Source organism: Picosynechococcus sp. PCC 7117, assembly GCF_001693275.1.
Classification (GTDB): domain Bacteria; phylum Cyanobacteriota; class Cyanobacteriia; order Cyanobacteriales; family MRBY01; genus MRBY01.
In genome coordinates, this window is record NZ_CP016477.1 from 2,008,978 (window position 1) to 2,034,282 (window position 25,305).

Genomic DNA, 25,305 nt, shown 5'->3' on the forward strand with positions numbered 1-25,305 from the left:
AATCTAGGCTGATTTTGCAGTTTGCAGCAGTTTAGCCCGCACCAGTTTAATCGCATCGTAGCTGTATTTTTCCTGGAGGTGTTCCCGCAACTGCGCTAAGGATTCTGCTCCCACGGTGGCGATCGCCTTTTCAATTTCCACTTGGGCGGCTGGTTTGACGAGGCGGTCTAGGTCAGTAATCTCGCCATTCTGGAGTAATGTTGCCAGGTGCTCGTTGATCGTCCCCGCCGTCAGACTGCGCCGCTTGGCAATTTCTGTAACCGAGAGGCCCTGTTGATAAAGCTGGAGGGTGAGTAACTGGGTGCCATTGACCTGGGGTTTTGGTGGCTGCTGGCTGGCGCAAAATTCCTGAATCGCCGCGAGGAAAGGCTCCCCATAACCCTGGTATTTCGCACTCGTTACCCCAGAAATCAAACAAAAATCTGCTTGGGTGCGGGGTCGCCGAGTTGCCATTTGCCGGAGGGTCGCATCGGAAAAAATCATATAGGGAGCAACCCAATTTGCATCGGCCAATTGTTTCCGCAGTTGTCGCAGTTGCCCAAAGAGAATTTTCGCATCGAGGCGACTCTCAGAAATCCCTAGAATTTCCTGGGCCGTTTGCCGCCGTTCCACAGCAATTTTCACTGTTTTCTGTTGTCGCAAAATCTCCCAACTGCGAGCGTTGAGCTTCAAGACCCGATAGCCGTCGCTTGTTTCTGCTACTAAGCCCTGATGTAAAAGCGATCGCCCTAAATTTTTCCATGCTTCCTTAGGGTGGTCGAGGCCAATGCCATAGGTAGACAGTTGGTGGTGCCCGTTTTGAATAATTTTTTCTTTCTTGGAACCCCGCAACACATCGATAATGTAAGTCATGCCATAGCGTTCTCGACAACGGGCAACACAGGATAAAAATTTCTGGGCCTCAATCGTCCAATCTTCGACAGGGCGAGGATTCTGGCAATTATCGCAACCGCCGCAGTCCCCCGGAAATTGTTCCCCAAAATAGCTCAGTTGGATCGTCCGCCGACAATCGATCCCCTCGGCATAGTCGATCATCTTTTGCAGTTGCTGGTAGGCAATTCGTTTTTCCTGTTCGTCTTCCTTGAGTTCAATGAAATATTCGGCCCTTTTAATATCCCCTGCCCGATAGAACAGAGTACAGTGGGCAGGCTCCCCGTCCCGACCCGCACGACCCGACTCTTGGTAATAGCGTTCTAAATTGGTCGGTAAATCATAATGCACCACAAAGCGCACGTCGGGTTTGTTGATGCCCATGCCAAAGGCAACGGTGGCGACCATCACAGGCACATCATCCCGGATAAACTGCTCTTGATAATCCGCCCGTAAACGATCCGCCAAGCCCGCATGGTAGGGCAAGGCTTTAACGCCATCTTGTTTGAGGCGATCGGCCAACTCGTCTACTTTTTTGCGGCTAGAGCAGTAGATAATTCCCGGTTGCCCACGCCGTTGACGAACATAGCACAGCAGTTGCGTATAACTTTTCCGGTCTTTGGGAAGAACCTCGTAGTAAAGGTTGGGGCGATTAAAGCTGGTGCAGTGAAAGCTGGGGTTCTGTAGGGCAAGTTGATCAATAATATCTTCTCGGACGCGCTGGGTGGCGGTGGCAGTAAAGGCCTGGCAAGGAGTCCGGGGGTAGCGTCTCCGGATGCGACTCAGTTGACGGTATTCGGGACGAAAATCATGGCCCCATTCTGAAACACAGTGGGCCTCATCCACCACAAAACCAGTCAGGCCAATGGTCTGATCCACATCTGTGAGTAGTTGCTGAAAGCCCTCGTTAAACAGCCGTTCTGGGGCAACATAGAGCAGTTTAATATTGCCGTTAAAAATTGCCTGGATTCGCGATCGCGCTTGGTCAAGGTTGAGGGTACTGTTTAGGAAAGTTGCACCAATGCCATTGTCTGTCAGGGCATCGACTTGATCCTGCATTAGGGCAATCAAAGGAGAAATCACCACCGTCAACCCCGGTTTCAGCAGGGCGGGCAGTTGGAAACAAAGGGACTTGCCCGCTCCTGTTGGCATCAGGGCGAGGACGTCGCGGTTTTCCAGGGCAGCGGTAATGACCGCTTTTTGGCCATGGCGGAAATTGTCATATCCGAAGAAGTGTTTGAGGGCGGCTTCTAGGGATGGGAACTGGGACATGGCGGCAACAAAACGAAAACAACTAGCCCCCTAATCGTACCGTGACCCAGTCTTTGAGCAGATCCAATAGGCTGAGGCCACCGTTGAAGAACACATAAATGACGGACACCATCAGCACGGCAATGACAACAGAGAAAACAACCCCAGCGCCACTGATCAAGCCATCGTCCTCTTGGAGGCCAAAGGCGGTGAGGAAAATCGCCATGGCCGGGAGGGTATTGGTGCCGGGAATGGGGATCATCATCGAGGTAGCCATCAGGGCAATGGTACAACCCATAACTGTGCGACCCAGGCGACTCTGGCAAACGATGGGAAACCGGGGGTGGGCGATCGCCTCAATTTTTTTGAGCCAAGGGAGACCTTTTTTCAGGATGCCCTGGGCCATGGTCGTTTTGATGGTTTTTCGTTGCCAAGCAACCGGAAGCCAGAGTTTTTTCCGCCCAAAAATCAACTGGAGGGCGATCGCAAAAATTAAAATCCCAAAGGGCGTTGAATAGCCTGGGGCCGGAATTGGCAGGGCCGACGGAAAGGCCAACAGCAGCAAAATGACCCCAAAGACTTTTTCCTCTGCGAGGGCGATCGCCTGGGCTAAACTAACGGTTTCACCACGGTCTTCTTCAAAAAAATAACGGTGCAATTCTTGGGAGAGGCGAGCCATAGCCAAATGTTACGCAGAGGGACAGCTACTGAGCATAGCGCAATGCCCGTCCGTTAATTGTGTTTACAAAAAAAATCTCCCCACCGGGGGGGGAGATCATCGGGCGAGTTAAATGAAGGCTTACTTCTGGGTTAAACGGGTCAACACTTGGTTCGAACGTTCCACAAACGCTTTCATCCCCTCCGCATCAAAGGCCTTCTGGGCCATCAATGCCAGGTCATAGACGTGCTGACACATCATATCGATGGTTTCCTGATTCGAGGCTTTGCCATCTGCTTGGATAATTGAACCCTGGCTGAGTTGGTAAATATTTTCGATCAAGGGGTGCGACAAATTAATCATCAACACATGATCTTCTGGGAATTGCATTGCCGTCTGTTGCATCATCGCCGTCATCTCTTGCAGACGTCGCATGGCCTCTGGTAAAAGCACCATTGCCGGGGGCGTTGCCGCTGTTTCTGCGGATTTAATCGATTGGGTTTTGATGTTGACCTTTGGTTTCCCAATCGCCTTTTCAAACAACTCTTTAATGACGTCGCCACGGGTTTTGTTGGTATTCGGGTCAACAATTTCACTGGCCTTATCGTCTTCTACGAGGCTTTGATCTAGCTCCGAGTCCACCCGTGAAAACTTCACATCGCTGTATTCCTGTTCTAGGAAAGGAATGAAGTAATTGGTGTCAATAAAGGAGTCCATGTAAAGGACTTCTAAACCTTGGTTTTTGTACAGTTCAATGTAAGTGCCCTGGGTGCTGGGATCGGTGCAATAAAAAACGCGATTTTCGTGCTTCTCTTTATTGCGCTCTAAATAATCTTTGAGAGTTGTATAGGGGGCCGTAGACGTTGCCTGGGTGTCTTCGGATTTCACGTCTTCCCACACATCACCGTCATTGCCCTGTACTTCTACTTTAGGGGTCGTTACTGCTGTTTCCGGTTGGTGGGTTGTGCGGTAAATGAGAATGTCTTCAACTTGTTTTTTAAACTTCTCATCGCGGATACTACCGTACTTCACAAAGGTGCCGACATCTTCCCAACTTTTAACGTAGTCACTATAGCTTTCGTTGTAGAGGGACTTCAGGCGATCGCCAACTTTTTTGGCGATGTAATTGGAGATGCGGCGCACTGTCCGGTGGTTTGTTAAGGCACTGCGGGAAACGTTGAGGGGAATATCGGTGCTGTCCACAACGCCCCGCAGCGGCATCAGAAATTCAGGGATGACTTCTTCGCAATGGTCACTGACAAAAACCTGATTACAGAACAGCTTGATTTGTCCTTTAGTAACATCAATGTCCGGGCGCAGTTTCGGAAAATAGAGAATGCCATTGAGCAAGAAAGGATAGTCCGTATTCAAGTGAACCCACAGCAATGGGTCTTCTTGGAAAGGGTAGAGATAGCGATAAAATTCGAGGTAATCTTCGTCGGTTAAATTCTGGGGAGATTCTTTCCAAATGGCCCGCTGTTTGTTGATTTGTTCCCCTTCAAAGCGAATGGCAACGGGCATAAAATCAGAATAGGTTTTAACCAATTGGCGAATCCGTTGGGATTCTAAATATTCTGTTTCCTCATCCATCATGGTGAGGGTAATGGTTGTGCCGATGCTGGTTTTGTCACTGGCACTCAGTTGAAATTCGGGGGAACCATCACAGCTCCAATGAACCGCTTCCGCACCATCTTTGCAGGAAAGGGTATTAATTTCTACTTGGGTGGCCACCATAAAGGCAGAATAAAACCCTAAACCAAAATGCCCGATTAAATCGTTCGCATCCTTGCCATATTTTTGAATAAATTCTTCGGCACTCGAAAAGGCAACTTGGTTAATATATTTTTTGATTTCGTCGGCGGTCATCCCAATGCCATTATCGGTAATGGAGAGTTGTTTTTTCTCCTTGTTAACGTCAATAATGATTTCCCCATCGGGCACATCAATGCTACTTTCACCGGCCATTTTTGCCATTTTGCGCTTGGTGATCGCATCGGCGGCATTGGAAATGAGTTCCCGTAAAAAGATCTCGTGGTCGGTATACAGAGATTTTTTGATTATCGGGAAAATATTCTCGGTATGGATTGTAATATTGCCTTTTTCGAGGACTGCCATAGGTCGTATGTTTCCAACTTGGTCTAAGGATTTGTCCTCTATTTTGCCGGAACTTGGGAAAACCTCAAGGCGGCGATCGCCCCCATCCCCAGATGCGGATTTCCGTATTTTCTTGATTCCTATGGCTTCTTTTGGAGCTGTTGTAATACCCAATTCACCCCATCTTGGAGATCCTTGGCGACATAATCGGGCTTGGTATGGTGTTGGTACTTGCCGCTGAGAACTTGTTTACCATAGCCTGTTTGGACCAAAATTCCCCGGAGGCCAGCGTTGTGGGCGAGGTCAATATCCGTCGCCTTGTCCCCCACCATAAAACTACGGCGTAAATCTAAATCATGTTCCCAGGCCGCTGTCACCAACATTCCCGTATTCGGCTTGCGCCAGGTGCCCCACTGGGTAAAGTCTGGGTGGGTGCCCCCGGCTGACTGGCTTAAATAAGGGCAATAATACAGCGCATCGAGGTGGGCCGCCGCTTCTTGGTTTAGGAGGGTACGCAGTCTGGTGTGGAGGGCTTCTACATGGTCAATGCCGTAGTAGTCCCGGGCTGGCCCCGATTGGTTGGAAACCAAGCAGCAAAAAATTCCTTGATCGTTGAGCGATCGCACAGCCGCCGCCACCCCTGGAATTAGATTCAGGTCTTCGAGGGTGTGAATATATCCTGCTTCGATGTTAAGGACACCATCACGATCAAGGAAAACTGCTGGTTTAGCCACGCCAAATTTGAGCCAATACGTCTTTGGGTTGAATATCTGCCATTTTTCCAGTGGGAGACTGGATGCCAATCAATTTATCATTCTTTGGCGGTAAGAGCTTTTCGGCGTGGGTCGCACCAAAGAGAGCAATGGTGTAAGTCCCCACGGCGGCGGCCAGGTGCATCGGCGCACTATCTGTACAAACCATCAAGTTGGCCCCGGCAATCATGGCTGCTGCTTTACCAATATCCTCAGGCCGTGTCACCTTTAGCGCTGGATAAAGGGCGATGAGTTCCGTGACCCAAGGGGCATCGTCCGGGCCTTGGAGCAAGACAATCGCGAGGTTTGGCTGCTTACTCTGGATATCTTCAATGATCGGTTGCCAATTTGCCACAGGGTAGAGTTTGTTGATGCCCTTGGCTTGGGAGAGTTGACTGGCACCACCGTGGATCAGGATATACCCCTCGGTTAAGCCCAGGCGTTTTTGTTCCCCTTCGGCCCACTGAATGTCCCCATTGGGCACTGTGATACTGGGGGATGGACAATCGGTGTCAATGCCTAAGCCTTTGAGGAGATCGTGGTAGAGGGCCGCTGCGTATTGGTTTTCGTTGAGGGGGGCTGGATTGGAGATAAACCAAGATGTTGCGGTTTTGTAGCCCACGCGGGTGGGAATTCCATTCAGCCAGAGCAGGAAGCCCACAGCCCAATTTTTGCCGAGGGAGAGGGCAATTTCGTATTCGCGATCGCGGATGGTGCCGAGAATATTGAGATAGTCAGCCGGGCCATTGCGATCTTTAAAGTCGAAGGTCAGCACTTCATGAACCTGGGGACAGACGCGATAGGCTGCCTTGGCACGGGGTTCGACCAGAACGTCAATCATGGCTTCGGGATAACGTTCCTTGAGATCAGCGAGGGTCGGGAAGAAGAGGATTTGGTCGCCAACTCCTCCGGGAACTAGGGCTAGTATGCGCATCTTGGGGGTATAAACTTACGTATCCAGCATCATTTTAGAAGAGAATAGGTGGAAACGTTTAGTAACTTAGGGAAAAGCCATGGTGCACTTGTTATTGCCTGCGGCGGGCGTCGGCAAACGGATGGGCGGCGATCGCAACAAACTGCTGATGACACTACAGGATAAACCGCTCTTTAGTTGGACGCTCCAGGCAGCGGCGGCGGCGGATTCGGTGGCCTGGATTGGCATCATGGGACAGCCTTTAGATTTTCCGGACTTTGAGGCAATTTTGGCCGATTTAAAGCTTTCTAAGCCTGTCCAACTGATTCGAGGTGGCAAAACTCGCCAAGAGTCAGTTTATAACGGTCTACAAGCCCTTCCCCCAGAGGCAACCCAGGTGCTGATCCACGATGGGGCGAGGTGTTTGGCCACCCCGGCGCTATTTAATCGCTGTGCAGCGGCCCTAGAAACCTGTGAGGGCTTAATTGCAGCGATCCCCGTCAAGGACACCATTAAGGTGGTAGATGGACAAGGTTGGGTCAAAGAGACGCCGGAGCGGGCGAAGCTTTGGGCTGCCCAGACGCCCCAGGGGTTTACGGTGCAGCGCCTCAAGGATTGCCATGAAAAAGGCAAAACCCTCGGCTGGGAAGTGACCGATGATGCGGCTTTGTTCGAGCGTTGTGGTCTGCCTGTGAAAATTGTCTCTGGGGAAGAAACAAATCTCAAAATTACGACGCCAGGAGATTTGGCGATCGCCGAATTTATTTTGCAGAGCCGTGATGAAATGCCAAAAACCTAGGAGCTGGAAACCTCGGTGCTTTTTAACGATAGCGGTTTGGGGTGGCGGTGCCGTTGGGTACGGTAAACCTGGATGGGGCGGTCAATGCCTTTAAATCGCCCAGCACCCATGGGAATAAATAAATCCTGGTGGCGATCGCCAATCGCTTGATATGTCGCATCGGTGATCACACATTCCCCCGGTGGACAAATGGTCTCAAGGCGGGCCGCAAGATTCACCGTTCCCCCCAGAACCGTGTAGTCTACCCGCTGGGAGCTGCCCACATCGCCCACAAAAGCCTTGCCGCTATTTACCGCAACCCGCAGTTGAATCGGTTGGGGCCAGATATTTTGTAAATTTAGCTGATCAAGGCGGTTGAGCATGCCCATGGCAGTGGCGATCGCCCGTTCAGCATGGTCGATCTGGGGTTCCGGTGCCCCAAAAAACGCCATAATGCAGTCGCCAATAAACTTATCGAGGGTTCCTCCTTGGGCAAACACCGAGTGGAGCATCTCCTCGAAAAAAACGTTCAGCAAATCCGCAATGGCACTGGGGGAAGACTGCTCCGCAATGGGCGTAAAATTAACGATGTCTGCAAATAAAATACTGATTTCCGCTTCCCTAGGGGGGAGTCGCCCATTTTTTAACGCTCCCACCGAAATTAATTGATGTACCACCGCAGGCGAATGGTAACGTTCTAGTTTTTGACGAATTTGAGCCTGTTCCTGGAGACGACGGCTCAGCAACCACCGTTGCACACTGGCCGCCAACAGATGGCCAATGGTCGAAAAAAAACTTAAATCATCATCGGTTAACGGTTCTGATTCATCTAACTTCAAGTGGGCATCACCATACAGAACCCCCACCACTTTTGTTTGATCCCATAGGGGCACCGCCAACACTCCCCGAATCCCCTTTGCCAAAATGCTATCTTCCCCCGCAAAGCGCTGGTCGCTCTGGGCATCTACGGATTTGAGGGCAACCCTTTCTTTAAAAACCTTTTGGCAGACCGATTGACTAATCCAAGCACTGGTGCGAATGGCCGGGTGATTATCCGGGAGACTCTGGGCCGCAGCACTGAGGAGTTCTAATTTGCCATTGCCCCGAATATCAATGAGCAGCGCCAGCCGTTCTAAGCCTGGCAATTCCTGAAAAATAACATTCCGGGTCAGGCGAAAAATAGCTTCAATGGATTCGGCAGAACTAAGTTGTTTCACAATGTCCACCAACTCCTTGAGGCGGGCGATCGCCGTTTCCGTGTGGGGCTGATGACCATAGCCTTCTTCCCCCTGTAGCCATTGCTCCTTGAGATCTTCGGCGTTACGGAGAATGGTGCGCCCCGATCCCCATTGGTCGGCCTGTAGATCTGTCGTTTCATCGAGGGTCACATTCTGGAACGTGACTAAAATTGAGGCATGGCCAAGACGGATTAAATCTCCTTGGCGGATCGTTTGGGGCTCAGTAATCCGGACGTGATTAAGATATGTGCCATTGGTGCTGCCCAAGTCCTCTAAAATCCAAGCCTGTTGTCGCCGTTTGATCCGGGCGTGGTACCGGGAAATTTGGGTCATCTGTAGCGAGAGACTACATTCAGGCAAGCGACCGATCACAAACTCCCCTTGATCGACCACCACAATACGTTCTGGGTAGCCCTCAGCTTGGATGCGGAGTTGCAGATCAGTCATAGGAGTTTCACGGGAAATAACACGTGCCAGTGGCCTGCGAAAAAAATTGCTGAATTTAAATAGTCAAAGCGATGACAGGGGAATTCTGCCCACGGAAGTTCAGAAAACAAGGGGAAATTTTGCTCGGCTTGTCATAAAAAGTCAGCACCCGAAGCGGAGATTCATCCCTGAGTGTAGCCCAAGGAGGATATTTTTCTGTCTAAAGATAGTGGCGATCGCCACAAACCGTTAAGGAAGTTCTGGCAATGGGGGGAGTTGGATCGGTATCGCCTGGGTGGGAGGCAAGAGGGCCGGGGGAAATGTAAAGAGGAGATCTGCACTGGCGATCGCCCCTTGAAATTCAAAGCGCCACACCACAGAACCATCAGCTTGGGGCAAACGTTGAAAGGTGGGCGACCAAGTGGGCGGAATTTCCCCAGCCCAGGTTAAGACGATGCGGGTGGTGCGGTCATTAAATTGGCCAATGCGCAGTTGACGAATGGTGCCGTCGTAAGCCTGGGTCAAGGTAGCAGCGGGCCAGCGGGTATCGGTCAGGTCAATGATCAGACGAGTCGGGTTACTGAGGCGAGAATATTGGGGAATCGTCGTTGGAGCGGTTTGGAGGCGGAGTTGCTGCGCTTGGGGGTCAAAGGCCCAATCTTGGAGGGAGGGCAACTCTGACGGCGGATCGGCGATCGCCTTGGGGCTGTGGCTCAGTCCGGCTACCAACACCAGCACTACACAGACACTCTGATTAAAATATTTTTGGATTAACCCAACAGCCATTCTGAGGCCCGTTCTCCCAATTCCAAACGAATACTAATTGCTTTGCCGACCCTGGGGCGTTCTGTGGTTTCTTCGAGGTAAGTATGGACTTGTTGACTCACACCCCATTCCCCTAAATAAGTGGCGATCGCCTGGAGATGTTCCTCATATTGAGCCTCCGAGAGGGGAAAAGAAACCTGTTCCAAATATTTCCACATCACCTGGAGATACCATTCCCCCTTAATTTGTCGCAGCTGGATGTCATAGGATCGTCCCCATTTACGCCACAAAAGTTCCCGTAGTTCTACACCATTCATCGCCCACTCCTCCTGCGGTTCATTGACATTTCTGTGGCCAAAAGCCTAATCTCAGCCGATCTGTAATAATTTATCTACAAAACTTTGTTAACCTTTTTAAAGGCTATCCGGCAACCAACTAAGGCTCAAGCTCAGGTAAAACGCCATCTTTGCTCGCCATTTGGATGATATTCTTCATAGGAAGTATTGTAGAAACGCTTACATAACTATACAAAAAGGCTCTGATTATGACTCAATTATCAGGTTCCTCCGATGTTCCAGATCTAGGTCGTCGCCAATTTTTGAACCTCCTCTGGGTGGGGACGGCGGCGGGAACGGCTCTCGGTGGTTTATATCCCGTTATTAAATATTTTATTCCTCCTTCTAGTGGTGGCGCTGGTGGTGGCGTGATTGCTAAAGATGCCCTCGGTAATGACATTATCGTGAGCGACTATCTCCAAACCCACACCGCAGGCGATCGCTCCTTGGCCCAAGGCCTCAAAGGGGATCCCACCTACGTGGTTGTCGAAGGGGATAACACCATCTCCAGCTATGGGATCAACGCCATCTGTACCCACCTTGGCTGTGTCGTCCCTTGGAATACCGCTGAAAATAAATTCATGTGTCCTTGCCACGGTTCTCAGTATGACGAAACCGGGAAAGTTGTCCGTGGCCCGGCTCCCTTATCCTTGGCCCTTGTCCATGCGGAAGTGACTGAAGATGACAAGATCTCCTTCACCGACTGGACAGAAACCGATTTCCGTACTGACGAAGCTCCTTGGTGGGCCTAAAGACCCCATACGGGTTCATCCATTAGAGAAAACGCTTGTAAAAATTTACGATGAAAACACCTGAACTGATGGCAATCTGGCAACGGCTAAAGACCGCCTGCCTCGTGGCGATCGCCACCTTTGGTTTATTTTTCGCCAGTGACGCCCTTTTCCCCCAAGCCGCTGCCGCCTATCCTTTTTGGGCCCAGCAAACCGCCCCAGAAACGCCCCGTGAAGCAACAGGCCGGATCGTCTGTGCCAACTGTCACCTCGCTGCCAAAGAAGCAGAGGTGGAAATTCCCCAGTCCGTTTTACCCGATCAAGTTTTTGAAGCCGTTGTCAAAATTCCCTATGACCACAGCCAACAGCAGGTTCTAGGGGACGGCTCCAAGGGTGGCCTCAACGTCGGTGCTGTTTTGATGCTTCCTGATGGTTTCAAAATTGCACCCGCTGATCGTCTTTCTGAAGAACTGAAGGAAAAAACTGAAGGTCTCTATTTCCAGTCCTATGCTCCGGATCAAGAAAACGTCGTGATCATTGGGCCGATTTCCGGTGATCAATACGAAGAGATCGTTTTCCCGGTACTCTCCCCCGATCCGAAAACCGATAAGAACATCAACTACGGTAAATATGCAGTCCACCTCGGTGCGAACCGTGGCCGTGGCCAAGTTTATCCCACTGGTGAACTAAGCAATAACAATCAATTTAAAGCGTCTGCCACCGGCACCATCACCAATATTGCGGTGAATGAGGCTGCGGGTACGGATATCACCATCTCCACTGAAGCGGGCGAAGTGATCGATACGATCCCGGCTGGCCCCGAAGTGATTGTTTCTGAAGGTCAGACGATCGCCGCTGGTGAAGCCCTCACGAACAACCCCAACGTCGGTGGTTTTGGCCAAAAAGATACTGAAGTTGTCCTCCAGAATCCCGCTCGCATCTATGGCTACATGGCCTTTGTTGCTGGGATTATGTTGACTCAAATCTTCCTCGTTCTGAAGAAGAAACAGGTAGAACGGGTTCAAGCTGCTGGCCAACTCGACTTCTAAATTACAAGAAATTTAAAATTGTGCGAAGGCAGACTCCGGTCTGTCTTTTTTATTGCTGATGTGCTTGATTTGCCGCCATCAATGTTTTCAAAGTTTCCATCGTGCGGTGCAATTCCTGGGCGAGGGGATGGGATAAATCAAAGATTTTCAAAAGTGAGTTGTAATACCAAAGGGTGCCCTCTTTTTCGCCTTTAAAACGGGGCCAGAGGGCTTCACCGATCCGTTGGTAATCCCGCAAAATAGATTGGGCATTGTAAAGTTTATCGGCCATGGCAACGAGGTGCATTGAAGCTGAAGCTGTTTGTAGATGCTGGAGGTAAGCTTCTTTGCGTTCCCGCCAAGGCTTCTTTTTTTCACCATCAAAACTATCGGAACAGCCTTCGACAATGGTTGCCACCCGCTCGCCAAATTTTTCACAGATTAAAGCTCTGGTTTCCCATCCCCCTTGGTCTTCGATGGCATCATGGAGCAGGGCGGCGATCGCCTCGTCTTCATCACCCCCGGCTTCGAGCACTAAACTGGCAACCCCCAGGAGATGGGCCACATAGGGAACGCCAGAACCTTTACGCACTTGCTGACGGTGTAATTTTTCCGCAAAAACCAGCGCTTCAGAAAATCGGTCAGAGAGTTTCATCAACTTAATGCCTAGGTTGCATTTGCACCAATCCTAACCAATGAACTAGGCAGGATTGTGCCTCATTAATGGGGAAGAGAATTAAGACAGTTCATCGGATTTGTCACCAAACCAGAGGCTCAGTTTTTTCACCACCCAACTGAGGATTGCCCCCAACATCAAAATACCAATGGCTGGCGTAAACACAGGCTCCCAGAGGGAATACCACAAATCCCAGCCCAGATTAACCCCCGATGAGCGGCCAACTAAGGCGATCGCAAACCAAAAAAAGGCGAATAACACCACAAACACATCCGCGACCAATAGACGATCTAACCACAGGATAAATTGCTCTTTCATGTCCTAATCTAAATTTGTCCATTTAGAATATACGGCAGCCTGCCCCCGGTAATTCCCCGCCGGGTCGAGTAAGTCCCAAAGCTTAACATCCTCAATCCGTACCCGCTTCCCGCTCTTGGTAATGCGCACCCCCGAAAAACCTGTTTTAAACCCATAACTACGGCTGCTCGCTAACAATTGATTGCGCTCTGCCTGTACCTGTGCCGAAGGTTCCGCCGATTGTCGGGAGGGCATCTGTAACAACTCCTCCCAAGACCGTTCCCAAAGTTCTAAACCGAGGCGAGAACCATAGTTATAAATTGGGTCGGCCTCTGTGCCATGGGAAAATACCACCAGCGGTGCATCAAATAAAATCGCCGCCTGCTTTTGGGGGGATTCACTGCGATCAATCAAATCCGCCCCAAACCAATGGTGATAACTATCCAAAATAAGCTGCACTTGGGCGATCGCCGCTGGGGTGAGCCAAGGTTGAGTGGTCATAGTATCTAAGCAGTTACGAGGGCTTCAATGGCTTCTCCGGTTAGGCTAAAGGCCCGTGCTTCGGTGATTTTGACCGCAACAATTTTTCCTTTGAGTTCGTTAATATCTCCCTCAAAAAAAGTGAGGCGGTTGCCCCGGGTCCGTCCCATAACCTGACTCGGATTTTTCGGATTTTGATCTTCAACAAGCACTTCTTCGATCCGTCCGGCATAGCGTTGGGAGCGTTCTGCTGCTTTTTGGGCGACCAAATGATTCAAACGTTGGAGGCGATCGCCTTTTACTTCCTCTGACAATTGATTATCCCAAGTGGCGGCGGGGGTGCCGGGTCGGGGAGAATAGGCCGCCGTATTTAATTGATCAAAACCAATCTCATCCACCAATTTGAGGGTGTTTTCAAACTGCTCTTCCGTTTCTCCGGGGAACGCCACAATCGCATCCGCACTAATGGAAGCATCGGGCATATAGTTCCGGATGGTATTGATAATGCGGCGATATTTTTCGTGGGTATAACCGCGTCGCATCGCCTTAAGCACCTCATTGTCCCCAGACTGGAAAGGAATATGAAAATGCTCACAAACCTTGGGTAATTCCTGGCAAGCCTTAATCAAGCGTTCCGTAAAGTACCGGGGGTGACTGGTGGCAAAGCGAATCCGCTCAATGCCCGGCACATCGTGGACGTAATATAAAAGGTCAGTGAGGGTATATTTATTCCGGCCTTCTGCTGTGGTACCCGGTAGATCCCGGCCATAGGCATCGATGTTTTGACCGAGGAGCGTGACTTCCTTAAACCCTTGTCGCCCTAGTTCTTCCATTTCTGCCCGGATCGCTTCTGGATAGCGCGATTGTTCCGTGCCCCGTACCCCAGGGACAACACAATAGGTGCAGTGCTCATTACAGCCGTAGATCACATTGACCCAGGCCGTAACCGTGCTGTCTCGCCGGGGTTTCGTAATGTCTTCAACGATATGGATTGGCTCCGTCGCCACCACCTGACTTCCCCCTTCAACTTGCTCTAACAAATCCTGGAGACGGTTGGCGTGTTGAGGCCCCATGATCAGATCCAGTTCCGGGACACGGCGCAGGAGGCTTTCTCCTTCCTGTTGGGCGACGCAACCAGCGACGATCAGGGTGAGGTCGGGTTTTTCTTGTTTCCGCTTAGCTTGGCGACCGAGGTAAGAGTAAACTTTTTGTTCCGCATTATCCCGAATCGTGCAGGTATTGTAGAGGACGAGATCTGCAGCATAGGGATCTTCGGTGAAGTGATAGCCCATCTCTTCGAGGATGCCCGCCATACGTTCAGAGTCGGCCTTGTTCATCTGACAACCGAAAGTGGTAATGTGATATTGACGAGGCTTAGTCATGGTCGTTTCAAAAATAATGGGCTAGGCAAATTAGCAGCTTTTTATTCTACCAATTTAGGTTTCGCTTGTGGGAGATGGGGATGTGAATCCGCCAAAACCTCAATGTGAGTTGTGAAAACTCTGGATCACGCTATCCCAGGGGGAGCCTTGCCTATATACTATGTCTAATATTTTTGATGTGTATTTTTGATTACAGCAAAGCTAACCTCTGATTTTTTGTGGTCGAAAACCGAATAAAGAAAGGGTGCTTTGTGGCTATTGGTGAACTCGCTAAAATTTGAATGAATACGGAATCTTATTTTAATCACCCGACATTTGGGATGCTCTTTCGGATTTGTGAACTGGAAGACAAGCAAGAGTTATTTACAACGCTCTATGCCCAGCGGTTATTTTTCATTGTGCACCAAGATACCAATGGCATGAGTTTTGAGTCGGTCACCCGGATGGATGCCCGGTTAAAGATGGAAAATCGCCTGCGTCAGGTACGCCGATCCGGTGCCATGGCTGAGTTTCAGGTATTACAGGCGCTCTATAAACGGACGTTCCAATAAGCGAGTTAGTTGAGTCTAAAATTTACGGGTCATTTTTTTAGTAATGTCAGATGAGATCGCCGAAAATATTGCCCGACTACGGGAAGAAATCCCCCCGGAGGTGCGCCTGATCGCCGTTAGCAAAACCCACTCTGCGGCAAAAATTCGCCTGGCCTACGCGGCGGGAATTCGAGATTTTGGCGAAAATCGGTTCCAGGAAGCCCAGCAAAAACAAGCGGAATTAGAGGACTTGCCGGATATCCGGTGGCATTTTATTGGCCATCTGCAAAAAAATAAGGCAAAAAAGGCGATCGCCCATTTCGATTGGATTCATACCGTCGATAGTCTCGCCCTCGCCCAAAAACTGGATCAGTACGCCGCCGATTTAGAAAATCCAGCCCGCTGCTGTTTACAAATCAAACCCCTGCCTGACCCTAATAAATTTGGCTGGGAAATTCCCCAACTCCTGAGCGATCTACCGCACCTCGCCACCTGTCAACACCTCAAGCTTCAGGGTTTAATGACAATTCTTCCCCTGGGGCTTTCCCGCACTGAGACCCAGATGGCCTTTGAACAAGTATTTTCTCTCAAGGAACAACTGAATCAGATGGCAAGCTTACCGGAGCAATTAACAGAATTATCCATGGGAATGTCCGGTGATTATCCCCTGGCGATCGGGGCTGGAGCAACAATGATTCGCGTTGGCCAGGGGATCTTCGGGGCACGGGAATAAGCCAATCTAACCGCTGAAAAATTTGTTGATCACCCCAGTGAATGGCCGCAGTTCCATAAAGAATTTTGAAATTGATCCTCTTGCAACAATTCTATTGATGAAAAATATCTAGAATTTGCAATGTTCGATTCACAAAATCTTATCAATGTCGATTCTCCAAAACTTCACTTTTAGGGCAAAATAAGCCATATGTCCCAAGGCGATCGCTAAGCTTAAGAATTTTAAATTGGCGAAACCCTAGATAATTCATCCCTTAGAATATGCTCAAAATTACCTAAGTCTTGGTCAAGTCTCTTCACCCTTCGAGCCTTATATCCTGGACAAACAATTTTTGGAGATGTTGCCCACCATCTACCAAGCCGACGAAGCATATCATCAATCAATATTGAAAACCCTATAACCAAGGATATTTAGCCCCATGTTCAACAGCATACGTAACTTCCTAGGCTTCAACGAACCAGAAGAATACGAAGAATACTATGAAGGGGAAATTGATAACAACGATTATCATGCCCTCTATCCTGCTGAAATGCCCACCCCTTTGCCCGAAGAGAGTGCGCCTGCCCCCCGTCGTCTACCTGAAAACCCTACCGTTGCTTCTAACTTTGCCATGAACTCTAACACCACCCCCACTCGTAACAATGTCATCGGCCTCCCTGGCGTCAGTAACTCCCCGGCTGAAGTGGTTGTTTGTGAGCCCCATTCCTTTGAAGAAATGCCTCAAATTATCCAAGCCCTTAGGGATCGACGTTCCATTGTCCTCAATCTCAACATGATGGATCCCGACGAAGCACAGCGGGCAGTAGATTTTGTTGCGGGTGGAACCTTTGCTATTGATGGCCACCAAGAACGGATTGGCGATAGCATTTTCCTCTTCACACCGAATTGTGTACAAGTCACAAATAGCTTAAGCCGCGAAGAAACTCCTGCCACCCCGGCAGCCCCGGCTCGTCCTGCCGCCCCGGCGCCTGCTTGGAGTGATGAGATGACACCGATGGCCCAGGCTCAATAAGAATTGGCCCAACAAAAACGCTGTAAGGTCTAAGGCGATCGCCAAATTTTGGGGATAGACTTTCTGTCCCCTTTTTGGTGCGCTACATTTGCCTTCTGGGAAAAAATCAGTCAAGATGAATGCGTCATTTCAGGGATGAATGTGAAGAATTAAGATGGCGGCAAAATTCGGCATGATTGGCGGCGGTGTTATGGGAGAGGCCCTCCTCGCACGGCTCCTCAAGGAACAAATTTACTTGCCAGCAGACGTGATTGTGAGTGAACCTGTGGCGGAGCGACGGGCCTATTTACAGCAGGAATATCAGGTGGGTGTCACGGCCAGTAACCAAGAAGCGGCGATCGCCTCTGAGGTTCTGATGTTGGCAATCAAGCCACAAATTTTTAATCAAGTCGCCACTGAACTCCAAGGTCAACAGCTATCAACGCGCCCCCTTGTGTTGTCAATCCTCGCTGGGGTGACCCTGGCTCAGTTACAAGACGGTTTTAGGGACTATCCTGTGGTGCGGGCAATGCCGAATACACCGGCGATTATTGGTCAAGGGATGACGGCGATCGCCCCTGGGGATCGCGTTTCAGAGGCCCAGATCGCCCTTGCAAAACAAATTTTTGGGGCTGTGGGTGAAGTGGTGGTAGTACCAGAGTCTCTGATGGATGCGGTGACTGGACTTTCTGGTTCTGGCCCGGCGTTTGTGGCCTTAATGGTAGAAGCCCTGGCCGATGGCGGCGTTGCATCTGGGTTACCCCGAGCCACGGCCCAACAACTCGCCCTCCAAACGGTCAAGGGAACGGCGGAATTACTCCAAACCTCCGGCTTACATCCCGCTCAACTCAAAGATCGGGTGACCAGTCCGGGGGGCACTACCATCGCTGGTGTTGCGGCCCTTGAAGCCCACGGGTTTCGCTCAGGGGTCATTGCTGCTGTTACCGCGGCGAAGGCCCGTTCTGTCGAGTTAGGCCAAGGATGAAGTTACTGCAGGTACTAGATGCGGCGATCGCCGGTGTTGATCTCACGGTTGAGGCCGGAGTATTCCTCATTTCCCAAACGGAGCCGGAGGCCATCGAAAGTATCCGCATGGCAGCTGATACCCTCAGACAGGCGCTTTGTGGGGAAACCGTTACCTACGTGGTGAACCGCAATCTAAACTTCACTAATATTTGTGAGCAGCACTGTCACTTTTGTGCCTTTCGACGGGATGCGGGAGATCCAGATTCCTTTTGGCTCGATCAAGCACAACTCCAGGAAAAAGCGGCGGCGGCCTGGGCGGAGGGGGCAACGGAACTGTGCATCCAGGGGGGGTTAAATCCCCAGGCGAAACGTAATGGGCGATCGCTCGACTACTACCTCGATTTGGTTGCTGCTTTGAAGGATGCTTTTCCGGGTTTGCATCTCCACGCCTTTTCTCCCCAGGAAATTGAATTTATTGCCCGCGAGGATCAGCTGTCCTTCCGGGATGTAATCATTGCCCTCAAGGATGCTGGTGTTGGTTCCCTACCGGGTACGGCGGCAGAAATCCTCGACGATCAGATTCGTCGTCAAATTTGCCCCGAAAAGTTAAAGGCGGCAACTTGGCTAGAAATTGTCAGTACAGCCCATCACCTGGGACTACCGACCACCAGCACAATGCTCTGTGGCCACATCGAAACACCATTGCACCAGGTACAACATTTAGCCCAGATCCGGCAACTGCAACAACAGTCGATCGCCGAGGGTAAACCCGCTAAAATTACCGAATTTATTCTGTTGCCCTTCGTTGGTCAAGCCGCGCCCCAGGTACTCCGCAAAAAAGTGGGCCGGGATCAACCAGATCTACAGAAAACCCTGTTATTAACGGCAGTGGCGCGTCTCTTCCTTGGCAAATGGATCATCAATCACCAGCCGAGCTGGGTCAAACTGGGCTTAGGGGGGGCCACCACTGCCCTCCGTTGGGGCTGCAATGATTTGGGCGGTACCCTCATGGAAGAGCACATTACAACCATGGCGGGGGCCCAAGGGGGAACCTGTTTAACGGTCTCTCAGCTACGAACGGCGATCGCCTCAGTGGATCGCCTTCCCGCAGAACGTACCACCCTCTATCAGGATCGACATAGCCGTCGGGGGAGCTCAGCCGATATGATCTAATGGGAAAATAAGTAACGATAAAAATTTTTTAATTACAGTCCGCTAAAAGTCCAAGCTTTTTTGATCGATATTTTTTTAGGAGAATCGCACAATGGATTTGGTCGCACTCCAAAGCCTTTTAGATAACACTTCTTTTCTGGTTCTTTTCTTGACGATGCTCCTCTACTGGGGCGGGGCTGCGTTTCCGAACATTCCGGGCTTAGCCGGTTTAGGTACCCTCGGCGTGGCGATCGCCAATCTCTGCATGGCCACCCTCCTGGGAGCCCGTTGGTTAGAAGCCGGCTATTTCCCCCTTAGTAATCTTTATGAATCGCTCTTTTTCCTCGCCTGGGGGGTAACCACCATGCACCTCGTCGCCGAATGGATGAGTCGCAGTCGTTGGGTCGGTGTAATTACTGCTCCGGTTGCCATGGGGATCACGGCCTTTGCTGCCCTATCGCTCCCGGCGGAAATGCAAAATTCTGCCCCTCTCGTCCCGGCTCTCAAATCTAACTGGCTGATGATGCACGTCAGTGTGATGATGATCAGCTATGCCGCACTCTTGGTGGGATCTCTATTGGCGATCGCCTTTTTAATTGTCACCAAAGGCCAGAAAATTGAATTGCGGGGCAGTTCCGTTGGTAATGGCAGCTATCGACTCCGCCAGCCCCAAAACACCACCGACGAAACCCCAGTGACCGTAGTCGCTTTTCAGAAAACCGAACCCCAAAGTAACGGTAATACCGCTGTCCTAGCATCCCCTGACCTCCAACAGCTCACCTCCTCCCCAGCTCTCAGCCCCCAGATGTTGAGCCTTGCCGATACCCTCGATAACATCAGCTACCGCATCATTGGCCTAGGATTTCCGCTTTTGACCATTGGGATTATTGCCGGTGCCGTTTGGGCCAACGAAGCCTGGGGTTCCTATTGGAGTTGGGATCCCAAAGAAACCTGGGCCCTCATCACTTGGTTAGTTTTTGCCGCTTATTTACACGCCCGTATCACCCGGGGTTGGCAAGGTCGACAACCCGCCTTTCTCGCAGCGGCAGGTTTTTTCGTCGTTTGGGTATGTTATCTAGGGGTCAATATTCTTGGTAAAGGATTGCATTCCTACGGTTGGTTTTTCTAAAAATCCGTAAATTTTAAAGAGAAAAAGACATTTCCGTAGGAAAAGCCCGATTAAAATAAGACACAAAGGCGGGAATTGTGATCAATCCGCCCGAACCCTCTTTTAGCTTGATGACCTAACTATTTTGACACTGTGGGGAAATAACCGTGAGCAAAAACTTTCAACCACTGAGCAGCGGTGAAGTGCTGTCGATTAATAGCGAATCCCGTTTTGTAATCGGCCATAGCACTTTTCGCGTTGACGAGTTCGCCGCCGCCTTAAAGCAACTCTTGCTAGAACAAGGGTTGGGGGGACTCACCGAAGAAACCGTTGATTGGTTAACAGATAACGGCATTGAATGTGATGTGCTGCGGTTTGGTGCCTCTGGTTGGGTCAAAGGAAAAGTCAGGCTACACCTTGAATTTGCCGAAGAAGACGGTGGGGAGGCAAGCGCAGACCCAAAGCCTAAGGCAGCTGCTGATCTCCTTCCTTCGGTAGCTGCCAGTGATTTCCCTAGTGCGACTGCCTCTACGACTTCTGAATCAGAATCAGACTTTGATGATTTGGAACTAGAGTTTAACGAAGCAGAATTTGCTGACCTTGGTTTGGATTTTGATGATTCTGCATCTGATACCCCAGAGACAGATCTACCAGACCTTGACCTGCCGGACATGGAGGTAGAACCCCAAGATGTTAGTGCAGATTTAGAAGATTTAAATCTAGCAACTGCCGATGGTGCTGATTTCTCTGATCAGGATGACCTGGATGATTTTGAGGCCCTTTTTGAAGAATCTAGCGACACGGCCGAAGCAGACTTGGCAGAACCAATCGACGACCTTGATGATCTGTTCGGGGAAGAAGACTTTGATTTTGATGCTGCTGTTGCCGAAGCAGAACCTGAGATTCATAGGCCTGACACAGCATCAGAGGAAACTGCGGGAGTCACTGATACCTTCTCAGAAGACCTAGACTCAGAGGAATTAGAAGAGCCGCCAGACTTTGCCGAGACAATGACTCCCGAGGCAGATCTTACCGGGATCGCCCCAGAAGCTGATCACGGTGAGGAGAATATCTCGACTAGCACCTCAGAACCCGTTGAAAAGTCCACCGTTAATGGTAAAGAAACCATTGTTTTTCAAGAGACCCTGGTGCAGCCGGATGAAGAGTTTTTAGAAAATATTTTTGATCAAGAAACTTCTGAATCCCCAGAGCAACAAACTTCAGACGCAGAAGCTGAGCTTCAAGAAACTGATGATTTAGAGACATTGTTTGCGGAAGATACACCAGCTAATGCACTAAATGAAGCAATTTCTGACGAAGATCTTAATGATTTGTTTGGTGATACAGAAGAGGGCGATTTTGATCTTGATTTAGATTTAGATTTAGATGAATTTGCCGACGACGATGAGCCAACTGCAATCACCGTCGATAGCATTGAAGAACAGGAAATGGCCCTTACAGACCTGTTTGATGAACCGGAGCAAATTCCAGAGGAAGACGATTTATTCCAATCCCTATTGGAAGAGAGCCCAACCCCTGAGACTGGTGATTTAGAAACTTTAGATCTACCAGAAGATCTACCGGAGATGGAGACAGAAAGTATTCCTGAAGCCCTAGAAACAGATTCTCTTGAGGCTCCTAATCCCTTTGGAGAGGTGACAGAAGATCAAGCACCAACCCAGGCGGATGTTTCAGAGGCAGATGATCCGTTTGCGGTGTTTACAGGTCAGGATGCCGAAAGTCTAGATGATCTGTCAGGGGATTTGGAGTTGTCTTTAGATGAGGCAGAAGAGCCATTATCCGAGGATAGTGATCTCGATTTAGACGATCTTTTTGATGACTCAGAAGTTTCAAGTCCCCAAAATACCCAAGCATCGGAGGATGATCTGGGCCAGTTTATTAATGTTGCGATGTTTCGTAAAAAGCCATAAGCCTGGATACGAAGGTAATGATCCTATGGGCGTATTAGTAGATCGATGATTCCATGAACTGGAGTCCTTTACACGCGCGGCTACACCAACATTTGAAGGAGTCAAATTTATTGCCTGCAGGGGCCAAGCTCATCATGGCTGTCTCCGGCGGGCAAGATTCTGTGTGTTTAAGTCGGTTAATGCTGGACTTACAACGCCATTGGCAATGGTCCTTGGCGATCGCCCATTGTTACCATGGCTGGCCCGGTGATGAAGAGATTGCCGCCCACGTACAAACTCTGGGGGCACAATGGCAGTTACCTTTCTACCTCTGCCGCGCGGCGTCGTCTCTTCCAGAAACAGAAAATGCGGCACGCCGCTGGCGCTATGAAACCCTAACTCACTTAGCAGAACAACTCGATCAGGCCTATGTGGTGACGGGTCATACCCAAAGTGACCGTGCAGAAACCTTAATATATAACCTGGTGCGGGGGGCGGGGACGGCTGGTCTAGGCAGTCTCACCGAACGGCGATCGCTCTCCGACAAGGTCAAGCTGGTGCGTCCTTTGTTGACAATTACGCGACAGGAAACGGGGGAATTTTGCCGACAATTTAATCTGCCTGTGTGTCTTGATCCTTTCAATCAACAAATGCGCTTTAAACGCAACCAAATACGCCAGCAAATCTTGCCCCATTTACGGACATTAAACACCCAAGCCGATAAACACCTTGCCCAAACAGCGCTCATTTTGCAGGATGAAAATGACTACCTTGAGGCGATCACCCAACAATATCTCCAGCAAGCCCTAACTCCCCAGCAACATCTCCATCGCCTTGTCCTACAGCCCTTACACATTGCCCTCCAACGCCGGATTATCCGGCAATATCTCCAGCAAGTTTTGCCCAAAATGCCTACCTTCGCCCAAATTAGCGCTACAGTCGAGTTGATCCATGGCTGCAATGGCGATCGCCTCAGCACTTTACCCGGTAAAATTCAACTGCAAGTCATGGGAGAATGGCTTGTGCCGGAAGCACTAAAATCAAATTTACCCAAATCAATTAATAATCAAGATCATTATCCGCCGCAGGCCAAAGACTATTAATTCCGTAGATTTAGGGAGTCTTTTGAAAGAATTTAAAAGGCAATCTTCCCTGGTTTTTCAGTAGTTTCACGGAGTTTTGTTGAAGATTCCGTAAAAAGTAGTGAATTTTGATAAAAATCAATACTATTTCGAATCTACCTATGCCAATATTATGATCACGAACAGTACAACTGACGGATGTTAGGGGTATCTAAATTTATCTTTCCCAAAATCCTCCCTTAGTCTCGCATTAATTTTGAAGTTTTTCATCAGAAAAATAGCGTATCTTTTTTAGTTTGCTCCAATCCATTTCTCAGTAATCGCTTGACCATTAATCTGGCCGAAAAATAATGGAACCTACGACGACAAAAGTTAGTGACAATATTAAGTCAAAAACCCTGGAACTGTTACAGGAATATCGGCAGTCCCAAGATGTCAAAATTCGTAATCAGATTGTAAGTTTAAATATTGGCTTGGTTCGCAAAGAAGCCCACCATTGGTCGAGACAATGTAGCGAAAATTTTGATGATCTCATGCAGGTGGGGAGCTTGGGTTTGCTCCGGGCCATTGAGCGATTCACCCTAGAGCGGGGCAATGCTTTCAGTTCCTTTGCGAATCCCTATATCCGCGGTGAAATTCAACATTACCTGCGAGATAAAAGCTCTACTGTCCGTATTCCCCGCCGAATGTTGCAATTGCGGCAACAGTCTAACCGCTTTATCCACACTTTTCGCCAAGAACATAATCGACAACCCTCTGCCATCGAAATCGCTGAACATCTCAACATTTCTGTAACTGAATGGCAATCCATTAATCTGGCTTATCAAAACCGTGATCCTGTCAGTCTTGATGTTTCTGTAAAAGCTGACCAAGGGGAAAATACTTCTTTAGGAGATCTGGTTCCGGATCCGGGTTACAAAAGCTTTCAACTGGCCATTGAAGATCAAATTCGCATTCAACAGGGCCTTGCTCAACTCGAAGAACATACCCGCAAGGTATTGGAATTTGTTTTTCTCCATGACCTTACCCAAAAAGAGGCCGCTGACCTACTAGGAGTGAGTGTTATTACCGTGTCACGACGGATTAAAAAAGGGATTAATTCCCTTAAGAAAATCCTCGGTGGTGATTAGTTAGAGGCTTACCTTTTGGAGGCGATCGCGGGGTTTAAAAGAATTAAGCGCCCGGAGCTTCTCATAACACTCTTGTTCCGCTTCGGTGGGTGCAGCAGGGACAGTAATCTCTATTTTGACAAGCTGATCTGTGCGGTTTCCCTTTGGTTTGGGCCAGCCCTTGCCTCGGAGTCGCAGTGATTGTCCTGATTTAATCCCTGGGGGAATTTTCATCGTCACCATACCATCCGGCGTTGGGACGGCGACAGATGCCCCTAGCACAGCCTCATCGGGGGTAATGGGTAAAGTACAGATTAAGTTATCCCCTTCAAAGTGGAAAAAGTGATGGGCCTGGAGCTGAACAATTAAATACAGATCACCCCTCTGGCCGCCCATGGCACTGGGAGAACCTTTGCCCTTGACACGGATTTTATTGCCGTTGGTTACTCCTGCTGGGATTTTGACTGTAATTGTCTCTGTGCCTAGGCTCAACCGTTTTTCAACACCGCGAAAGGCTTCGGACAATGTCAGTTGAATATTTGCTTCTCGATCGGCGCCTTGGGTTGTACCACTCGCTGCTGTATTGAAACCAAAATCACTGTAGGGATTCCCTGTGCCTCTTGGCCCAGCACCCGCTGCGGCTCGTCCGAGTAAATCGTTAATAAATTCATCAAAGCTGCCAAAATTACCAAAGTCGAAGTTACTAAAGTTCTCAAAATCGACGTTTACGCCAGCACCATAGGGACTACCGCCCCCGCGAGCAGCCTGTTGCCAGTATTGGCCAAACTGATCATATTTTTGTCGTTTTTCTGGATCAGAAAGAACTTCGTATGCTTCACTAATTTCCTTAAACTTCGCTTCAGCGGCATCATTACCTGGATTGCGATCAGGATGGTATTGGAGAGCGAGCTTGCGAAACTTTTTCTTAATTTCATCGGCAGAGGCACTTTTACTGACCCCAAGGATGGAATAGTAATCTTTAAAATCCGTTGCTGCCATCGAAATTAAGCCTCCTTGCGGGGGTCATGATTCACTACACCATAGAATAGC

Annotated in this window: 25 protein-coding genes; 12 read left to right on the forward strand and 13 right to left on the reverse strand. The window is 49.7% G+C overall.

Features of this window, described 5'->3' with window-relative positions; genetic code table 11:
- Positions 1-3: 3 nt before the first annotated feature.
- From recQ to AWQ22_RS09710, 5 genes are all read right to left on the reverse strand, one after another.
- The gene (gene recQ, locus AWQ22_RS09690) at positions 4-2,142 is read right to left on the reverse strand and encodes a DNA helicase RecQ (protein ID WP_065710953.1); all 2,139 of its coding nucleotides are present in this window, start codon (positions 2,140-2,142) and stop codon (positions 4-6) included.
- A gap of 22 nt (positions 2,143-2,164) precedes the next feature.
- Entirely contained in the window at positions 2,165-2,800 is a 636-nt protein-coding gene (locus AWQ22_RS09695; protein ID WP_065710954.1) for an exopolysaccharide biosynthesis protein, read from the reverse strand.
- Between the two features lie 120 nt (positions 2,801-2,920).
- Positions 2,921-4,894, reverse strand: a complete 1,974-nt coding sequence (gene htpG / locus AWQ22_RS09700; RefSeq protein ID WP_065710955.1) for a molecular chaperone HtpG — start codon at positions 4,892-4,894, stop codon at positions 2,921-2,923.
- A gap of 119 nt (positions 4,895-5,013) precedes the next feature.
- Positions 5,014-5,607 carry an HAD-IIIA family hydrolase gene (locus AWQ22_RS09705; RefSeq protein WP_012307513.1) on the reverse strand — a complete coding sequence of 198 codons (594 nt, stop codon included), beginning with the start codon at positions 5,605-5,607 and terminating at the stop codon, positions 5,014-5,016.
- Positions 5,600-6,559, reverse strand: a complete 960-nt coding sequence (locus tag AWQ22_RS09710) for a glycosyltransferase family 9 protein (protein WP_065710956.1) — start codon at positions 6,557-6,559, stop codon at positions 5,600-5,602. The genes AWQ22_RS09705 and AWQ22_RS09710 overlap by 8 nt, the downstream gene beginning before the upstream one ends.
- A gap of 82 nt (positions 6,560-6,641) precedes the next feature.
- On the opposite strand from AWQ22_RS09710, the gene ispD reads away from it, so the two are divergent.
- A complete protein-coding gene (ispD, locus tag AWQ22_RS09715; protein ID WP_065711698.1) occupies positions 6,642-7,337 on the forward strand; it encodes a 2-C-methyl-D-erythritol 4-phosphate cytidylyltransferase in 696 nt (231 codons plus the stop codon).
- Here the strand turns inward: ispD and AWQ22_RS09720 are convergent.
- From AWQ22_RS09720 to AWQ22_RS09730, 3 genes are all read right to left on the reverse strand, one after another.
- Positions 7,334-9,001 carry an adenylate/guanylate cyclase domain-containing protein gene (locus AWQ22_RS09720; protein WP_065710957.1) on the reverse strand — a complete coding sequence of 556 codons (1,668 nt, stop codon included), beginning with the start codon at positions 8,999-9,001 and terminating at the stop codon, positions 7,334-7,336. The two genes, ispD and AWQ22_RS09720, sit on opposite strands and share 4 nt — an antisense overlap.
- Before the next feature lie 228 nt (positions 9,002-9,229).
- Positions 9,230-9,766: an AMIN domain-containing protein gene (locus tag AWQ22_RS09725; protein WP_065710958.1), complete on the reverse strand. Its 537-nt coding sequence runs from the start codon at positions 9,764-9,766 to the stop codon at positions 9,230-9,232.
- Positions 9,751-10,062, reverse strand: coding sequence for a DUF3067 family protein (locus tag AWQ22_RS09730; protein ID WP_030006422.1), 312 nt, complete (start codon positions 10,060-10,062; stop codon positions 9,751-9,753). The genes AWQ22_RS09725 and AWQ22_RS09730 overlap by 16 nt, the downstream gene beginning before the upstream one ends.
- Before the next feature lie 227 nt (positions 10,063-10,289).
- On the opposite strand from AWQ22_RS09730, the gene petC reads away from it, so the two are divergent.
- Entirely contained in the window at positions 10,290-10,832 is a 543-nt protein-coding gene (gene petC, locus AWQ22_RS09735) for a cytochrome b6-f complex iron-sulfur subunit (protein WP_012307519.1), read from the forward strand.
- 50 nt (positions 10,833-10,882) lie between these two features.
- Positions 10,883-11,860, forward strand: a complete 978-nt coding sequence (petA, locus tag AWQ22_RS09740) for a cytochrome f (protein ID WP_065710959.1) — start codon at positions 10,883-10,885, stop codon at positions 11,858-11,860.
- A gap of 49 nt (positions 11,861-11,909) precedes the next feature.
- Here petA and AWQ22_RS09745 read toward each other — a convergent pair whose 3' ends face one another.
- The 4 genes from AWQ22_RS09745 to miaB form a co-directional block, all read right to left on the reverse strand.
- Positions 11,910-12,494: an HD domain-containing protein gene (locus AWQ22_RS09745; RefSeq protein WP_065710960.1), complete on the reverse strand. Its 585-nt coding sequence runs from the start codon at positions 12,492-12,494 to the stop codon at positions 11,910-11,912.
- Positions 12,495-12,575: 81 nt separating this feature from the next.
- Positions 12,576-12,833 (reverse strand): hypothetical protein, encoded by a 258-nt coding sequence (locus AWQ22_RS09750; RefSeq protein ID WP_065710961.1) that lies wholly within the window; start codon positions 12,831-12,833, stop codon positions 12,576-12,578.
- A 3-nt stretch (positions 12,834-12,836) separates the two neighbouring features.
- Positions 12,837-13,313, reverse strand: coding sequence for an MEKHLA domain-containing protein (locus AWQ22_RS09755; RefSeq protein WP_065710962.1), 477 nt, complete (start codon positions 13,311-13,313; stop codon positions 12,837-12,839).
- Positions 13,314-13,318: 5 nt separating this feature from the next.
- The gene (gene miaB / locus AWQ22_RS09760; protein ID WP_065710963.1) at positions 13,319-14,674 is read right to left on the reverse strand and encodes a tRNA (N6-isopentenyl adenosine(37)-C2)-methylthiotransferase MiaB; all 1,356 of its coding nucleotides are present in this window, start codon (positions 14,672-14,674) and stop codon (positions 13,319-13,321) included.
- Positions 14,675-14,955: 281 nt separating this feature from the next.
- Between miaB and pipX the strand changes: the two genes are divergently transcribed.
- From pipX to AWQ22_RS09805, 9 genes are all read left to right on the forward strand, one after another.
- Positions 14,956-15,225 carry a transcriptional coactivator PipX gene (gene pipX, locus AWQ22_RS09765; RefSeq protein ID WP_012307526.1) on the forward strand — a complete coding sequence of 90 codons (270 nt, stop codon included), beginning with the start codon at positions 14,956-14,958 and terminating at the stop codon, positions 15,223-15,225.
- A gap of 43 nt (positions 15,226-15,268) precedes the next feature.
- Complete coding sequence (locus AWQ22_RS09770) at positions 15,269-15,937, forward strand: YggS family pyridoxal phosphate-dependent enzyme (protein WP_065710964.1); 669 nt, start codon at positions 15,269-15,271, stop codon at positions 15,935-15,937.
- A 418-nt stretch (positions 15,938-16,355) separates the two neighbouring features.
- Positions 16,356-16,949 carry a cell division protein SepF gene (locus tag AWQ22_RS09775; RefSeq protein WP_012307528.1) on the forward strand — a complete coding sequence of 198 codons (594 nt, stop codon included), beginning with the start codon at positions 16,356-16,358 and terminating at the stop codon, positions 16,947-16,949.
- 154 nt (positions 16,950-17,103) lie between these two features.
- Positions 17,104-17,913: a pyrroline-5-carboxylate reductase gene (gene proC / locus AWQ22_RS09780; protein WP_065710965.1), complete on the forward strand. Its 810-nt coding sequence runs from the start codon at positions 17,104-17,106 to the stop codon at positions 17,911-17,913.
- Complete coding sequence (gene cofH, locus AWQ22_RS09785; protein ID WP_065710966.1) at positions 17,910-19,067, forward strand: 7,8-didemethyl-8-hydroxy-5-deazariboflavin synthase subunit CofH; 1,158 nt, start codon at positions 17,910-17,912, stop codon at positions 19,065-19,067. Before proC ends, cofH begins: the two co-directional genes overlap by 4 nt.
- Positions 19,068-19,158: 91 nt before the next feature.
- Positions 19,159-20,175: a c-type cytochrome biogenesis protein CcsB gene (ccsB, locus tag AWQ22_RS09790; RefSeq protein WP_065710967.1), complete on the forward strand. Its 1,017-nt coding sequence runs from the start codon at positions 19,159-19,161 to the stop codon at positions 20,173-20,175.
- Positions 20,176-20,321: 146 nt separating this feature from the next.
- Positions 20,322-22,085: a KGK domain-containing protein gene (locus tag AWQ22_RS09795; RefSeq protein WP_065710968.1), complete on the forward strand. Its 1,764-nt coding sequence runs from the start codon at positions 20,322-20,324 to the stop codon at positions 22,083-22,085.
- A gap of 53 nt (positions 22,086-22,138) precedes the next feature.
- A complete protein-coding gene (gene tilS / locus AWQ22_RS09800; RefSeq protein ID WP_065710969.1) occupies positions 22,139-23,167 on the forward strand; it encodes a tRNA lysidine(34) synthetase TilS in 1,029 nt (342 codons plus the stop codon).
- A 329-nt stretch (positions 23,168-23,496) separates the two neighbouring features.
- Positions 23,497-24,276: an RNA polymerase sigma factor SigF gene (locus AWQ22_RS09805; RefSeq protein WP_012307534.1), complete on the forward strand. Its 780-nt coding sequence runs from the start codon at positions 23,497-23,499 to the stop codon at positions 24,274-24,276.
- Here AWQ22_RS09805 and AWQ22_RS09810 read toward each other — a convergent pair whose 3' ends face one another.
- The gene (locus tag AWQ22_RS09810; protein WP_065710970.1) at positions 24,277-25,254 is read right to left on the reverse strand and encodes a DnaJ C-terminal domain-containing protein; all 978 of its coding nucleotides are present in this window, start codon (positions 25,252-25,254) and stop codon (positions 24,277-24,279) included.
- Positions 25,255-25,305: the final 51 nt, after the last annotated feature.